This window comes from Nocardia higoensis NBRC 100133, from assembly GCF_000308595.1.
In the GTDB taxonomy this organism is placed as follows: domain Bacteria; phylum Actinomycetota; class Actinomycetes; order Mycobacteriales; family Mycobacteriaceae; genus Nocardia; species Nocardia higoensis.
Window position 1 is genome coordinate 1 of record NZ_BAGA01000022.1, and the last position, 15,182, is coordinate 15,182.

The 15,182-nt window shown below is 70.4% G+C and carries 13 protein-coding genes; 3 read left to right on the forward strand and 10 right to left on the reverse strand.

Translation table 11 applies throughout. From position 1 onward, the window contains the following. Positions 1-754, reverse strand: a 754-nt coding sequence (sepH, locus tag ON26_RS03050) for a septation protein SepH (RefSeq protein WP_051026596.1), incomplete at its 3' end; no start/stop codon positions are given. Between the two features lie 274 nt (positions 755-1,028). Beyond that, the gene (gene serC / locus ON26_RS03055) at positions 1,029-2,150 is read right to left on the reverse strand and encodes a phosphoserine transaminase (RefSeq protein WP_040794418.1); all 1,122 of its coding nucleotides are present in this window, start codon (positions 2,148-2,150) and stop codon (positions 1,029-1,031) included. Between the two features lie 132 nt (positions 2,151-2,282). Between serC and ON26_RS03060 the strand changes: the two genes are divergently transcribed. After that, positions 2,283-2,987 carry a hypothetical protein gene (locus ON26_RS03060; RefSeq protein WP_051026592.1) on the forward strand — a complete coding sequence of 235 codons (705 nt, stop codon included), beginning with the start codon at positions 2,283-2,285 and terminating at the stop codon, positions 2,985-2,987. Positions 2,988-3,061: 74 nt separating this feature from the next. On the opposite strand, the gene ON26_RS03065 is transcribed toward ON26_RS03060, so the two are convergent. The 3 genes from ON26_RS03065 to pdxH form a co-directional block, all read right to left on the reverse strand. Beyond that, entirely contained in the window at positions 3,062-3,421 is a 360-nt protein-coding gene (locus ON26_RS03065) for an FKBP-type peptidyl-prolyl cis-trans isomerase (RefSeq protein WP_040794419.1), read from the reverse strand. A 74-nt stretch (positions 3,422-3,495) separates the two neighbouring features. Beyond that, positions 3,496-4,794 carry a citrate synthase gene (locus ON26_RS03070; protein WP_040794420.1) on the reverse strand — a complete coding sequence of 433 codons (1,299 nt, stop codon included), beginning with the start codon at positions 4,792-4,794 and terminating at the stop codon, positions 3,496-3,498. A gap of 560 nt (positions 4,795-5,354) precedes the next feature. Beyond that, complete coding sequence (gene pdxH / locus ON26_RS03075) at positions 5,355-6,122, reverse strand: pyridoxamine 5'-phosphate oxidase (protein ID WP_040794421.1); 768 nt, start codon at positions 6,120-6,122, stop codon at positions 5,355-5,357. Between the two features lie 134 nt (positions 6,123-6,256). Between pdxH and ON26_RS03080 the strand changes: the two genes are divergently transcribed. Further along, positions 6,257-7,405, forward strand: a complete 1,149-nt coding sequence (locus ON26_RS03080) for a citrate synthase 2 (protein WP_040794422.1) — start codon at positions 6,257-6,259, stop codon at positions 7,403-7,405. Between the two features lie 78 nt (positions 7,406-7,483). Here ON26_RS03080 and ON26_RS03085 read toward each other — a convergent pair whose 3' ends face one another. The 5 genes from ON26_RS03085 to ON26_RS03105 form a co-directional block, all read right to left on the reverse strand. After that, entirely contained in the window at positions 7,484-7,672 is a 189-nt protein-coding gene (locus ON26_RS03085; RefSeq protein WP_040794423.1) for a hypothetical protein, read from the reverse strand. A 64-nt stretch (positions 7,673-7,736) separates the two neighbouring features. Further along, positions 7,737-9,116, reverse strand: a complete 1,380-nt coding sequence (locus ON26_RS03090; RefSeq protein ID WP_174375359.1) for a sensor histidine kinase — start codon at positions 9,114-9,116, stop codon at positions 7,737-7,739. Then, on the reverse strand, positions 9,113-9,826 hold the full coding sequence (locus ON26_RS03095; protein ID WP_085998941.1) for a response regulator transcription factor: 714 nt from the start codon (positions 9,824-9,826) through the stop codon (positions 9,113-9,115). Before ON26_RS03095 ends, ON26_RS03090 begins: the two co-directional genes overlap by 4 nt. A 42-nt stretch (positions 9,827-9,868) precedes the next feature. Further along, a complete protein-coding gene (locus ON26_RS03100) occupies positions 9,869-10,255 on the reverse strand; it encodes a hemophore-related protein (protein WP_040794424.1) in 387 nt (128 codons plus the stop codon). A gap of 214 nt (positions 10,256-10,469) precedes the next feature. Next, complete coding sequence (locus tag ON26_RS03105) at positions 10,470-12,482, reverse strand: AMP-binding protein (RefSeq protein ID WP_051026594.1); 2,013 nt, start codon at positions 12,480-12,482, stop codon at positions 10,470-10,472. Between the two features lie 318 nt (positions 12,483-12,800). Here ON26_RS03105 and ON26_RS03110 point away from each other — a divergent pair. Further along, a partial coding sequence (locus ON26_RS03110; RefSeq protein WP_157171765.1) for a sensor histidine kinase occupies positions 12,801-15,182 on the forward strand: 2,382 nt, incomplete at its 3' end.

Sequence of the window (15,182 nt, forward strand, 5' to 3'; positions counted from 1 at the left end):
CGGCGACGGCGCGCTTCTCGAAGTACTCCTCGACCACCGGCGCGGCCTGCTTGGCCGGACGCGCGGGCGGCGCGGCCATCTCGCGGCGCGGCTCGAGCACGGGCTCCTGCGGAGTGGTCACGTCGATCTCGGGTTCGGACGGCAGGATCGTCGCCAGCCCGCGCAGTGCGCGACCGAAATCCGGATCGATGAGGTCCGAGGCCGGATCGTCGAGCGGGGAGACCGAGCCGCCGTGCGCGTCCGGCTGGTAGCGCCAGTGCGCGGCGATCTCGGATCGTCCGTTCTGCCACTGCAATTGAGCGACCCAGAAGCCCTTCTCGTCCTTCCAGGCGTCCCACTCGGCGTTCTCCAGGGTGTGCCCGCGCTCGGTGAACGCCGCGGTCACCACCTCGATGAGGGTCGCGACGGCGGGGCCGTCGGCGCGCACCGGGTGTGCCTTCTGAGCCAGTTCGGCCGCGCGGGCGCGCTCCAGCAACACCGGGTAGGCGAAGCGTTCCACGCGACTGGCGGGCATCCCCGATTCGGCGGTCACCTGCTCCACGGACGCACCGGCACGGATACGGGCCTGAATATCGCGAGGACGCATAGACGCTTCCATTTCGATTTCGATCTGGCCGAACCGGGCAAGGTCGCCGCGCGCGGCGGCTCTGAGCTTGTCGTCCGCGGGGAGGCGGAACTTCTGACCGGATTCGGTGTCGACACACACGATGTGCGTGGAGTCGGGCGTCACCCCGATCACACGAAGTTCACGCACCGCTACCTCCTTATCGCGCCGACTCGCGACACCGCCCACTGGTTCGCAACAGTAGTGCACACAACAGTGGTCCGGGGCAAGACACGCGGGCGGAAACTTCGGCGAAGCGGCGAAGAAGGCGCTAATGTTTGTGGATTTCGCAGCCGGGGAACGCACCCCGAAATCCTCGAAAAACCTTGCAGCGCCGGACCGCTGGTGCGATCCGGCGCTGCAGGAGGCGGCGTGTCTGCCCCTGTCCTCGTCCGCCGAAAAGGGGACAGGACGGGGAAACAGATCAGAGCTGTCCGACGACCCAGTCGACGGCGCGGGTCAGCTGCGAGACGTCCTCGGGGTCGATGGCCGGGAACATGCCGATGCGCAGTTGGTTGCGGCCCAGCTTGCGGTAGGGCTCGGTGTCGACGATGCCGTTCGCGCGCAGGATCTTCGCGACCTGGGCCGCGTCGACGCTGTCGGCGAAGTCGATGGTGCCGACCACCTGCGAGCGGTGCGCCGGGTCCGCCACGTACGGGGTGGCGTACTCGCTGGCCTCGGCCCAGTTGTACAGGCGCGAGGAGGAATCGGCGGTGCGCTTGACCGCCCAGTCCAGGCCGCCGTTGCCGTTGAGCCACTCGATCTGGTCGGCGAACAGCAGCAGGGTGGCCAGCGCCGGGGTGTTGTAGGTCTGGTCCTTGCTGCTGTTGTCGATGGCGACCGGCAGCGACAGGAACTCCGGGGTCCAGCGGCCGCTGCTCTTGATCTCCTCGACGCGGGCCAGCGCGGCGGGGCTCATGAGGGCGATCCACAGACCGCCGTCGGCGGCGAAGCACTTCTGCGGGGCGAAGTAGTACACGTCGGAATCGGCGATGTTCACCGGCAGGCCGCCCGCACCGGAGGTGGCGTCGATGGCGATCAGCGCGTTCTCCGAGCCGGCGGGACGCTGCACCGGGATGGCGACGCCGGTGGAGGTCTCGTTGTGGGCCCAGCCGATCAGGTCGGCGGAGGGATCGGCGACCGGCTCGGGCGCGCTGCCCGGCTCGGAGGAGACGACGATCGGATCGCCGATGAACGGGTTGCCCTTGGCGACGGCGGCGAACTTGCTGGAGAACTCGCCGTTGGTCAGGTGCAGCGAACGCTCACGGATCAGGCCGAACGCGGCGGCGTCCCAGAAGGCGGTGGTGCCGCCGTTGCCGAGCACCACCTCGTAGCCGTCGGGCAGCGAGAACAGATCGCGCAGACCGGAGCGCACGCGGGCGACCACGTCCTTGACCGGCTTCTGCCGATGCGAGGTTCCGAACACCGAGGCGCCCACCCGCACGAGGGACTCGAGCTGCTCCGGGCGAACCTTGGAAGGGCCACAGCCGAAGCGTCCGTCGGCGGGCTTGAGGTCGTCGGGGATGGTGGGGAACGCAGAGGTCATGGCCACCAGGGTAAAGCGTGTCCGACCTGCCCGATCACAGTGGGTGGGGGTCGGCGCGGCGGGGACACGCCGGGCCGCGGTCGGGCATGTGACCGGTATCGCACGGGACGCCCGGCGGCTAACGTAGCGACCATGGGCAAGGCGGCAGCGAACTCCCGGTGGCAGCCACGCGACACCCGTTCGCGCCGCAGGTATCCGGCGGGTCTGACGGCCGAGGCGCGACGCGAACTCCTGCTGCGCGGCACCCCCGGCACCGCGGTCGTGATGGGCGTGCGGCCGGTGCGGCAGCGCTCGGTATGGCCGTTCGCCGGGCGGGCCGCTCGCCGGACGACCGGCGGGCGAACCGGCGGCGACGATCGCGAACGGGTATTGCAGGTGCGCGTGCGCCTCGACGGCGAGCTGCCCTACGAGACGCTCGTGCGTCAACCCGTGCCGCGCGAGGATCTGGCGTCCATGCGGGCCGGTGACACCGTGCTGTGCCGGGTCGACCCGGGCGATCCGAATCGCGTCGTGCTCTATCTGGTCGACGCCGGCGACGCAGCCGCCGTCAGCCTGCATCGCATCCTGCGCGACGGGCGCCGGGCCGAGGCGACGGTGCTCGCGGCCGCCCCGGTCGCCGCCGACTTCGCGGGGAAAGCGGATCCGGTGCTGCGTTTGGACCTGGAACTGCGGGCATGGGACGAGCCGCGGCCGTGGCGGGTCCGGATCACCCAGCCGGTGCCGTTGGCCGCGCTCGGGCTGGTCGACCTCGGCGCCCGGCTGCAGGTCGCCTTCTTCACCGTCGACCGCGGCGAGTCCGTCGCCGTCGATTGGACGGCATCACTCGCGGTCGGCTGAAGCCGGACGACGAGAAGGCCCGCGCCCCGGCGAACGGGGTGCGGGCCTCGATGCGACGCGCGAGTTACCGCGCGCTACTCGGCGTTGATCAGGTCGATCACGAAGACCAGGGTCTTGCCCGACAGCGGGTGACCGCCACCGGCCCGGCCGTAGGCCAGCTCCGGCGGGATGGTCAGCTGACGGCGGCCGCCCACCTTCATGCCGGGGATGCCGTCCTGCCAGCCCTGGATCAGGCCGCGCAGCGGGAAGGTGATGGACTCGCCGCGGCTCCACGACGAGTCGAACTCCTCGCCGGTCTCGAATTCGACGCCGACATAGTGGACCTCGACGGTGCCGCCGGGCACGGCCTCGGCGCCCTCGCCCTCGATCAGATCCTTGACGACGAGCTCGGCGGGCGGCGGCCCGGCCTGGAATTCGACTACCGGCTTGGTCATTCGCTATCCCCTTCGACAGTGACTGTTGGAGTGTTGCTGGTCGATCGACGCGACCGGATCACCGGTCGAGCGGGTCAGCGCTCGGTGATCCGCGCGTAGTCGCGAGCAGGGTACCCGGTGTAGATCTGGCGCGGGCGGCCGATCTTCAGCGGCTCGCTGTGCATCTCGCGCCAGTGCGCGATCCAGCCGGGCAGCCGGCCCATCGCGAACAGCACGGTGAACATACGGGTCGGGAAGCCCATCGCCTTGTAGATGACGCCGGTGTAGAAGTCGACGTTCGGGTACAGCCGGCGCTCGACGAAGTAATCGTCGGTGAGCGCGGCTTCCTCGAGCGCCTGGGCGATGTCGAACAGCTCGTCGTCGCCGCCCAGCTTGCGCAGGATCGCGTCGGCGTGCTTCTTGGCGATGGCCGCGCGCGGGTCGTAGTTGCGGTAGACGCGGTGCCCGAAGCCCATGAGCTTCACGCCGTCTTCCTTGTTCTTGACCTTGCGGATGAACTCCTTGACATCGCCGCCTGCGGCCTTGATGTCGTCGAGCATCTCCAGCACGGCCTGGTTCGCGCCACCGTGCAGCGGGCCCCACAGCGCGTTGATGCCGCCGGAGACCGAGGTGAACAGGTTGGCGTCGGAGGAGCCGACCAGGCGCACGGTGGAGGTCGAGCAGTTCTGCTCGTGATCGGCGTGCAGGATCAGCAGCATGTCCAGCGCGGCGGCGACCTCGGGGTCGACCTCGTAGGGCTCGGCCGGGAAGCCGAAGGTCATCCGCAGGAAGTTCTCGACCAGGCTCAGGGAGTTGTCCGGGTAGAGGAACGGCTGGCCCACCGACTTCTTGTAGGAGTAGGCCGCGATGGTGGGCAGCTTGGCCAGCAGGCGGATGGTGGACAGCTCGACCTGCTCGGGGTCGCGCGGGTCCAGCGAGTCCTGGTAGTAGGCCGACAGCGCGTTGACCGCCGAGGAGAGCACCGGCATCGGGTGCGCGTTGCGCGGGAAGCCGTCGAAGAACCGCTTGAGGTCCTCGTGCAGCAGGGTGTGGCGGCGGATGCGGTCGGTGAAGTCGTCGAGCTGCGCCTGGGTGGGTAGCTCGCCGTAGATCAGCAGGTAGCTGACCTCGATGAAGGTCGAGGAGTCGGCGAGCTGCTCGATCGGGTAGCCGCGGTAGCGCAGGATGCCCGCTTCGCCGTCGATGTAGGTGATCGCCGACTTGGTGGGCGCGGTGTTCATGAAGCCCGGGTCGTAGGTGACGTATCCGGTGCTGGCCAGCATCTTGCCCAGATCGACACCGTGGTTGCCTTCGGTGGCCTCGGTGATCGTCATGGCGTATTCGCCGCCGGGGTAGCTCAATACCGGCTTGGCGTCGTTGTGGTTCTCGGGCACGGAAGGATCCCTCTCAGGCTAGGACCGTCGGCATCGGAGTGCGGTCGGCACGGCGGTGCGATCACTTAGACGCTAGTCGCTGAGGGGAGTTCCCTCGGCATGAGGGGTCCGGTGCGCACGTTTCACGCCCGCCGGACATCGCGGGGCGTTCGGGGCTGCCCGCCGGTGCGGCCCGAGGACAGTCGCGGGCCCCGGGCGGGTCACCGGAACCGGTCCGACGCGGGTGGGCCCACGGCCGAACATACCCGTTGCGCTCACAATCGGCGCGAGCGCAGGAGGAGTACCGGCGGGTAACCCGATTTGCCTGGTAACCGGCCGTCGCGGGAGTGACGAGCGGCACGTGGGCGCGGCCGGGCCGAGCCGTGCGGCGGGGACCGCCGCCCCGTCCCGGGCAGGTGGTCCGTGCCTGCCGCGGCAAGCGGCCGGCGCACTGTGCCCGTGGGCGATCGGCCGGAGCCGCGCGGTGCCGGATGCGCCCCGCGCGTCGCGGTCCCAGGGCGCTACCCGGGGGTGCGCAAGAGGAAAACCGTGGGAAATATCACGAGCCGGTTCGGGCCTTTTCAGGGCTGGAGCCGCTCGATCCGGGTGCCGTCGGGCTCGATGCGCAGGCGCAGCCGGTTGTGCAGCCTGCCCCGGCGGCCCTGCCAGAACTCGACGTCCTCGGGTCGCAGCAGCAATCCGCCCCAGTGCGGCGGCACCGGGATCTCCTCGACCTCGGCGAATCGCTCGGTGACCTCGCTCAGCGCCAGGTCGAGGTCGGCGCGCGACGCGATCGGCCGGGACTGCTGGGAAGCCCAGGCGCCGAGCTGGGAATCGCGCGGCCGGGAACGCCAGTACACCCGCGTCTGCTCGGCGCCGACCCGCTCCACCGCCCCCCGCAGGTGTACCTGCCTGGCCAGGGCGGGCCAGACGAAGGTGATCGAGGCGTAGGGGACCTCGCGCAGCTGCGTGCCCTTGGCGCTGTCGTAATTCGTGTAAAAGGTCACACCTTCTGGCGAGAGGCCTTTACACAGCACCGTCCGCGAGGACGGTCTCGGCACGCCGTCGGTCATCGCCACGGTGGACAGCACCATCGCGTTCGGCTCCGCGACGCCCACGGCCGTCGCCTGCTCGATCCAATTGCGCAGCAACGGTTCCCAGCCGCCGGCCAGCCAGGTCTCGTCGAGATCGACGTCCTCGCCGGAGCCGTACGGCGTGCCGACGTAGTCCACCCGCATGGCGGCGAGGTCCGCCGCCACCTGTCGCAGGGTCGCCTCCAGGTCCTTCGGCTGCCCCGCCCGATCGTCGGGCCGGTCGGCGCGGGGCGGGGAATTGTGCAGGTCAGGCATGGGGCTGACGTTACTCCGCGGTAGCGGGGAGATAAGGTGCTGGTTGATCGGCATGGGCTCGGCGAAGCACCCACCTCGGCGAGACCTCATGCGCCCTCGCATACATGCGACCGAAGTGCAAGGAGAGTCACACCATGACTACCAGCCCCGCGGTGTCCGGTGGAAAAGCCGCCGTCCCCGCTGATTTCGTCAGTGGTCTCGAGGGCGTGGTCGCCTTCACCACCGACATCGCCGAGCCGGACAAGGACGGCGGCGCGCTGCGCTACCGCGGTGTCGACATCGAGGATCTGGTCGGCAGCCGGGTGACCTTCGGTGACGTCTGGGCTCTGCTGGTCGACGGCGAGTTCGGGCACGGTCTGCCGCCCGCCGAGCCGTTCCCGCTGCCGGTGCACACCGGCGATGTGCGTGTCGACGTGCAGGCCGGTCTGGCCATGCTGGCTCCGATCTGGGGCTATCAGCCGCTGCTGGACATCGACGACGCCACCGCCAGGGAGAACCTGGCGCGCGCCTCGGTGATGGCGCTGTCGTATGTGGCGCAGTCCGCGCGCGGCATCTACCAGCCCGCCGTACCGCAGAAGACGATCGACGAGTGCAAGACGGTCACCGAGCGCTTCATGACCCGATGGAAGGGTGACCCGGACCCGCGCCACACCGAGGCCATCGACGCCTACTGGGTCTCCGCGGCCGAGCACGGCATGAACGCCTCCACCTTCACCGCCCGGGTGATCGCCTCCACCGGCGCCGACGTGGCGGCCTCGCTGTCCGGCGCGATCGGCGCGATGTCGGGTCCGCTGCACGGCGGCGCCCCGGCCCGCGTGCTGCCGATGATCGAGGAGGTCGAGAAGACCGGCGACGCCCGCGCGCTGGTCAAGGGCATCCTCGACCGCAAGGAGAAGCTGATGGGCTTCGGCCACCGGGTCTACCGGGCCGAGGACCCCCGCGCTCGCGTGCTGCGCGCCACCGCCGAACGGCTGGCCGCGCCCCGCTTCGAGGTCGCCGCCGCGCTCGAGCAGGCCGCGCTGGCCGAACTGCGTGAGCGCCGGCCGGACCGCGCTATCGAGACCAATGTCGAGTTCTGGGCCGCGGTCATCCTCGACTTCGCCGAGGTGCCCGCGCACATGATGCCCGCCATGTTCACCTGTGGCCGGACCGCGGGCTGGTGCGCGCACATCCTGGAGCAGAAGCGCCTGGGCAAGCTGGTCCGCCCGGCCGCCATCTACACCGGGCCGGGCCCGCGCAAGCCCGAAGAGGTCGCGGGCTGGTCGAGCGTCGGCCACGCCTGAGGTTTCCGTTCGGGACCCGTTCCCGCACTGATCTCGGCCGGATCGGTCGACGCCGAGGCGATGGCGGACTGCCGGGCGCTACTGCGCATCGGCAGCGCCGCCGTCGCGGCGCGGGGAGTCGGCCACGCGCGCGCCGACCGGTCCGGCCTCGGTGTCCATCAGGGCGATCGCGGCCGGGACCGGACCGGCCGTGCCACCGGTGCGTGCCGCGCCTGTGGCCAGGATGCTCGTCACGGGAATCACCCATCGGGTTCGAATCGGTTTCATGAGTCGAACTCTATGGCGCGATTTCCGGCCGGTTCCGGTGAGAACTATGAGAGTTCGATGAGGGCTACGCGCGACCAGAATTGCCGCGACGTTGCGGCAATTCGAGTACGAGCCGTGCGCCACCGAGCGGGCTGTCGGTGAAATAGGCTCGCCCGCCGTGTAATTGGGCCTGCTGCGCGACGAGTGCGAGCCCCAGTCCCGAGCCGCCTTTTCCGGCGTGACGGCCACGCCGGAAACGCTCGAACACCGATTCCCGTTCGTCCACGGGCAATCCGCTGCCGTTGTCGTCGACGGCTATCACAATTGTTCGGTTTTCCGTGCGGTGCGCGTGCACGGCGGCCTCGGTCGCGCCGCCGTGTTTCACCGAATTCGCCAGCGCGTTGTCCACCGCCAGACGCAGTCCGGCGGGCAGGCCGCGGGTCACCAGATCGGCGTCGGTGTCGATGCGCACGGTGAGACCGGGGAAGTGGCGCATCGCGTCGTGGGCGGCCTGGTCGCACAGCTCGCCCACATCGGTGTCCACATGGTCGCGGTCCTGGGTCAGATCGCCGGTGGCCAGCCGCTCCAGCGCCGCCAGGGTGGACTCCACCCGGCCCTGCCCGCGCTGCAGGTCGGCCAGGATCTCGGCGCGCTGCTCGGCGGTCAGGTCCAGGGTGCGCAGCACCTCGAGGTCGGTGCGCATGGCGGTCAGCGGGGTGCGCAGCTCGTGCGCCGAGACGGCGGCGAAATCGCGCGCCGTGGCCAGGGCGGCGGCGGTCTCGGCCTGGGCCCTGTCCACCCGCGCCAGCATGGTGTTCACCGCCTCGGCCAGTTGTTCGGCCTCCCGCACGCCGGAACCGTCCACCGGCGGTCGCGCGGGCTCGGGAGTGCCGAAAGCCGTTCGCGCGCCGACCTGTTCGGTGAGATCGACGATCGGACGCACCGCCCGGCCGGCGAACAGCCAGCCCAGCGCGCCTGCGGCGGCCACCGCGAGCAGTGCGCCGCCGAGTACCCAGCGCTGCTGCTCGGCGGTCACCCGCGCGGCCTCGTCGGCGGGAATGCCCAGTGAGACGGTGCGCCCGGCGGGCTGGTTCTCGGTGGTGGTCAGCACCCGGTACCTGGTGCCCGAGACGGTGACGGTGCGCGAACCCGCCGGCAGGTCGGGCAGCCGCACCGCACTGCTCGCCACCACCTCGCCGTCTTCGCGCACGGTGATCGCGATATCGTCGTTGAGCCCGGTCAGCCCGAGCACGCCGACCGCGATCACCGGGTCGATCAGCACCAGCCGCGAGGCCACCGCCAGCTGCCGATCGCTCTGTTGCAGGTTGATGCGCTCGATCGCGCGCACGGCGACCGCGCTGACCAGCAGCACCAGGATCACCGCACCCGCCGCCGCCGCGCCCGCCACCCGGGTGCGCAGGGAGAAGGTCCGGCGTCGGCCGCCGCGGGGTGCGGGTGAACTCACTTCGGCGCTCGCAGCACGAACCCCACCCCGCGCACGGTGTGCAGCAGCCGCGGGGTGCCGTCGGCCTCGAGCTTGCGGCGCAGATAGCCGACGAACACGTCCACCACATTGGTGTCGGCGGCGAAGTCGTAGCCCCACACCAGCTCGAGCAGCCGTTCCCGGCTCAGCACCACCCCCGCGTTGCGGGCCAGCGTGGACAGCAGTTCGAATTCGCGCTTGGTCAGCTCGATCTCGCGGCCGTGCAGCAGCGCGCGGTATCCGGCGACATCCACCGCGAGCGGGCCGACCGTGATCGCTCCCGGCGCGGCGGGTGGCGCGGTATCGGTGCGCCTGCGCAGCAGGGCCTTGATCCGGGCCACCAATTCGGCGAGCACGAACGGTTTCACCAGGTAGTCGTCGGCGCCGGACTCGAGACCCCAGATCCGGTCGTCCACCGAGGCGCGGGCGCTGAGCACACAGACCGGCACCTCGTTGCCGAGGGCGCGCAGGGCCGTGACCACCCCGGCGCCGTCGAGCAGCGGCATGTTCATGTCGAGCACGACGGCGTCGGGGCTGTGCTCGGTCACGCTGCGCAGCGCGGCGGCTCCGTCGCGGGCCACCAGGACGCGGAAGCCCGACAGCCGCAGCCCCCGTTCGACCGAGACGAGCACGTCCTCGTCGTCGTCGACGACGAGGACGGTCGGCAGGTTGTCGGCGCTCACGCCACTCATTCTCCGCGCGAACGGGCCCACGGCATCAGAGCGACACCGGCATCAGTAGTTGTGGCAGGTCGCCGCGACCTGCGCCAGCACCTGGCTCAGCTGGGCCGCTCGCGGGTCGGTCTGCGCCTGCTGAGCGGCCTCGGGGTTCTGCTCCAGCGCACGCTGGAACTCCGCGCGCCGCTCCTCGACCGGCCGGTCGAACTGCTGTTGCAGCATGGCCTTCTGGCTCGGGTTGGCGTCGAGCAGCTGGGCCAGCTCGGGCGCCTCGACCCGCAGTGCCGCCTCGACCTGCGCGAAGGAGCAGTCGCTGCTGAGCAGCGGTTCGGCCAGCTCCGCCGGGCCCGCGGAAGCGAGCGCGGGGCCGAGGAATACCGCAGCGGTGGCAGCGGTGGCGGCGGTCAGTCCGGCGAGCCGGGTTCGGGTGCGCACGAAATTCATCGTCGAGTCTCCATATCCTGTCGGGTGTTCGGTGTCCGACTACCCCGACGGTAGGCGCGAACACGGTGCGCGGGGGTGAGAGTTTCTTCAGGAAACTCTGAGGATCGCGCCGCGCTGGTCGAAAACGCCACCCACGTCGGGCTTTTCGCGTTCGGTCCGGCCGCTCGCCCGGCTCTCGGGCAACCGGCTACCGGGAGACCGGCTCGTCTCTCGTTCAGGTGCTCGGCTGCGGATCCTCGGTGACCGGCGTGCCCCCGTTGGTCGCCGCGGCCTGCGCGGCTTCGGCGGCCGCGTCGGCCCGGCTGGTCAGGATCTGGTCCTCCAGCGCGGCCAGCACCGCGGGATCCTCGATGGTGGAGGGCACCTCGATCTGTTCGCCCGCGGTGATCTGGCGGATCGTCTTGCGCAGGATCTTGCCCGAGCGGGTCTTGGGCAGCCCGGCCACGATCACCGCGTCCGACAGCGCCGCGATCGCGCCGACCTGCTCGCGCACCCGCGCGATCAGTTCGTCGCGCAGGTCGGTCGGGTCGATGTCGATGCCCTCCTTGAGCACCACGTACGCGATCGGCCGCTGCCCCTTGAGTTCGTCGGGCAGGCCGATGACGGCGCATTCGGCCACGGCCGGATGCCCGGCGACGGCGGCTTCCATGCTGCCCGCGGACAGCCGGTGGCCGGCCATGTTGATGACATCGTCGCTGCGGCCGAGGACGTAGAGATAGCCGTCCTCGTCGAAGTACCCGGCGTCGCCGGTGGCGTAGTGACCGGGGAAGGCCGAAGTGTAGGAGCGGACGAAGCGCTCGTCGTCGCGCCACAGCCCCGACAGCGTGCCGGGCGGCATGGGCAGGCCGATCACGATATTGCCCTCGGTGCCCGGGGCCACCGGATTGCCCACCGCGTCGAGCACGCGGAGCCGGTAGCCGGGCACCGGCACCGATGCCGAACCCGCCTTGATCGGCAGTTGCTGCAGGCCGAGCGGGTTCGCGCAGATCGGCCAGCCGGTCTCGGTCTGCCACCAGTGGTCGACCACCGGGCAGTCCGGCAGGTCCGCGAGCAGGGTGCGCGAGGCCCATTCGAAGGTGGCCGGGTCGAGCCGCTCGCCCGCGCAGAACAGCGCGCGCATCGACGACAGGTCGTGGGTGTGGGCCAGTTTCGCCTCGGGGTCGGCCTTGCGGATCGCGCGCAGCGCGGTCGGCGCGGTGAACAGCACCCGGACGTTGTATTCCTCGACGATGCGCCAGTACGCGCCCGCGTCCGGGGTGCCCACCGGCTTGCCCTCGTAGAGCAGCGTGGTCGCCCCGGCCAGCAGCGGCGCGTAGACGATGTAGGAGTGGCCGACCACCCAGCCCACATCGGAGGCGGCCCACATCACGTCCCCCGCACCCATGTCGTAGACATTGCGCATCGACCAGGTCAGCGCGACCGCGTGTCCGCCGTTGTCGCGGACGACGCCCTTGGGCTTACCGGTGGTGCCGGAGGTGTAGAGGATGTAGAGCGGGTCCGTCGCGGCGACGGCGACCGGATCGGCCTTCGGCGCGTCGGTGACCGTCTCGTCCCAGTCCAGCCAGCGCACCGGGTCGCCGGGACGGCCGTCCTCGTCGGTCCCGGGAGCGAATTGCGGCGCGCGCTTCTTGACGACCACGTGCCGCACGGAATCGGTCTCGGCGAGTTCGAGGGCGCGGCGCACGATGGGTGGATATTCGATCTTGCGATTCGGTTCCAGGCCGCCGGCCGCGGTGAGAACGAGCACCGGTTCGGCGTCATCGATACGGGCGGCCAGTTCGGGCGCGGCGAAACCGCCGAAAACCACCGAATGCACCGCGCCGATCCGCGCGCAGGCCAGCATCGCGATCACGGCCTCGGGAATCATCGGCAGATAGACGACCACCCGGTCACCGCGTTGCACGCCCAGTCGGCGCATCGCGCCGGCGAAGGTCGCGACCTCGTCGACCAATTCGGCGTAGGTGTAGGTGCGCTTGGTGTGGGTCATCGCCGAGTCGTAGATCAGGGCCGGCTGGTCGGCCCGCTCGGGCAGGTGCCGGTCCAGGGCGTTGAAACATGTGTTGAGCTGGGCATCGGCGAACCACCGGGCGACCGGCTTCACGCCCGGGTCGACGATCTGGGTGGGCGGCACATCCCAGTCGACGGCCTCGGCCGCGTCTGCCCAGAAACCGGCCGGATCGACCAGACTCGTCTGGTAGATCGGCCGGTACTCGCGCTGTTCGTTCAACTCCGGTGACTCCCTAGCCCTCGCTTCGATGCCCGCCTCGATAGATCTGTGTGATTGTGGCAGACTTCACGCGACGCCCGGGAGGGCGCCGCGACCTTTGGTTATGCCTGGAACAGGCAGGTCAAGTCCCGTGGCGCTACCTGATGTCGCCCAAGCTGTTATTGATCCGTTAGAATCTGATGTCACTTATTTCGGCCGTCATAGACGCAATTTCTCGGCCAGCCGCAGTTCTCGGCCAGCTCCACCTGTCGAGCCAGTGCGATTGTGGAGGTTCGCTGATGGCGCGTGGATGGGGCCAGTTTGGAAAGTGAGTGGGAGATGCGTGACGCCGCAAGGTCCGGCAAGAAGCGCTGGGCGCTCGGCAATTGGGACCTGCGCTGGAAGGTTACGGCGGTTCTCGCCGTGCCGCTGGCCGTCGCGGTCGGTCTCGGAGTGTCGAGGATTACCACGGAGTTCGGCCAAGCCAACCGGCTCGAGAACGTCGCGGGCAACATCGAGGTCATTCCGGCCGTCACCGGCCTGAGCGCGGCGGCCGCCACGGTCGCCGGTTCGCAGATGGTCTCGCTGATACCCGGCGCCTCCGTGGTGACCGATCAGGATCTCACCGAGCTCGATCAGGCCATCTCGACCGCGGAGTCCGCGGTCGGGAAGTTCGAGGGCAGGCCCGAGTCGCAGGCTTCGCTGCAGACCATGATCACCGAGTCCCGGGCGATCCTGGCCAGGGGCAAGGCCGCCGCCGACTCGACCGAGGCGCTCGGCGGGATCGACCGGATCCGCAACGAGAACGTGAGCATCGTCGAGGCCACCGTCTCGCAGGTGAGTGATCCGGCGGTGGACGCGGCCAAGCTGCGCCTCGTCGACTCGCTCAATACCCGCGCGACCCTGGTCTCCGAACTCGCCGCCTTCAACATCGTGCTGCACGACTTCAAGGCGGGCGTGCAGGCCTTCGTGGCCGCCTCCGAGGCCGAGCGCCACCTGCTGAACGTGCTGGCGCACCGCTTCCCCGAGGGTGACACCGCCATCGCCGACCTGCGGGCGGGCGTGGACCTGCGCATCGCGCTGATCGAGGGGCCGGAGGCGCAGGCGGGCAAGATCCCGCTCGGCGACTTCAAGACCTCGCTCACCACCAGCGTCGACGTCTACGAGCGGGTCATCGCCAAGGCGACCCACGACCTGGATGTCGCGATGGCCGATCTGTCCGGTCGCGCCAACCGCGAGGCCTGGACCTACACCGCGGTCGTGCTCGCCACGATCCTGGCGGCGCTGCTGCTCGCGGTCTTCGTCGCGCGGTCGATGATCGTGCCGCTGCACCGGCTGCGCCTGGCCGCACTGCGCGTGGCCGAGAGCGATCTGCCGCACGAGGTCGCCCAGCTGCGCACCGGCGCCGCTCCGGAGGACGTGCCGCTGGAGCCGATGCCGATCCGCTCGGACGAGGAGATCGGCCAGCTGGCCCGCGCCATCGACGACATCCACGGTCAGGCGCTGCGCCTGGCCAGTGATCAGGCGCAGATGCGTTCCCAGGTCAACGACATGTTCGAGACCCTGGCCCGGCGTTCCAAGTCTCTCGTCGACCATCAGCTGACCCTCATCGAGGCGATGGAGTACGACGAGAAGGATCCGCGCCTGCTGGAAAACCTCTTCCGGCTCGACCATCTCGCCGCCCGTATGCGCCGAAACGGCGACAACCTGCTGATTCTGGCCGGCACCAAGCAGCGCCGCGCCAAGTCCGCGCCGGTCGAGATCGCCGACGTGCTGCGCGCCGCGATCTCCGAGGTCGAGGACTACGAGCGCGTGAAGCTGGGCGCGACCCCGCGCGGCGCGCTCAAGGAGCCGTCGGCCTCCGACCTCGCGCACCTGTTCGCCGAGCTGCTCGACAACGCGCTGCGCGCCTCGCCGCCGGAGACGGACGTGAAGTTCACCTTCGCGCAGGCGCACGACCAGGGGCTGCTCATCGAGGTCGCCGACCGCGGCATCGGCATGCCGCCCGCGGAAATGGCCGAGATCAACCGCAAGCTCGAGCAGACCGCCGAGCCCGGCCCGGACACCGCCCGCCACATGGGCCTGTTCGTGGTCGGCAGGCTGGCCGAGCGGCACGGTCTCACCGTCCGGCTGCGCCCGACCTTCGACACCGCCCGCGACCCCGGCGTCACGGTCACCGTGCACGTGCCGGTCGGCCTGATCGTGCCGGTCAAGGGTGGCACCGGGGCGCAGGCCGTGCAGGCCGCGCCGGTTCAGCCGAACCCGCAGCGTCCGGCTTCGACCATGCAGACCCGCGCGGTCACCCGCACCTCGGCGGGCAACATGGTGGTGACCGTCGACCCGGGTGTCAGCGGTCCGATCCGGACCGATTCCGGTCCGATCGCCCCGGTGGCTCCGGCCGCGAGCGGATCCGGCGGACTACCGCAACGTCAGCCCGGCACGGCCGCCGCCTCGGCGGGCATGTCCACCGAGAGCGGCAACGGCAGCGGCACGCATTCGGCCAGCCTGCGCGAGTCGAGCGCGTCCGCCGCGGCCAACGGCCCGCAGCGCGGCAAGCTCGCCGCCGCCAGCATGCCCAAGCGCAACGGCGGTCCCGCGGCCCCCGGTACGCAGCCGCCCTCCGGTCCGCTGCCGCCGGTCTCCGGCCCCACCGTGCGTGAGGCGCCCTCCGTCGCCGAGCCCGGCGGTCTGCCGCAGCGCGACCCCGGTACGAATGCGGGT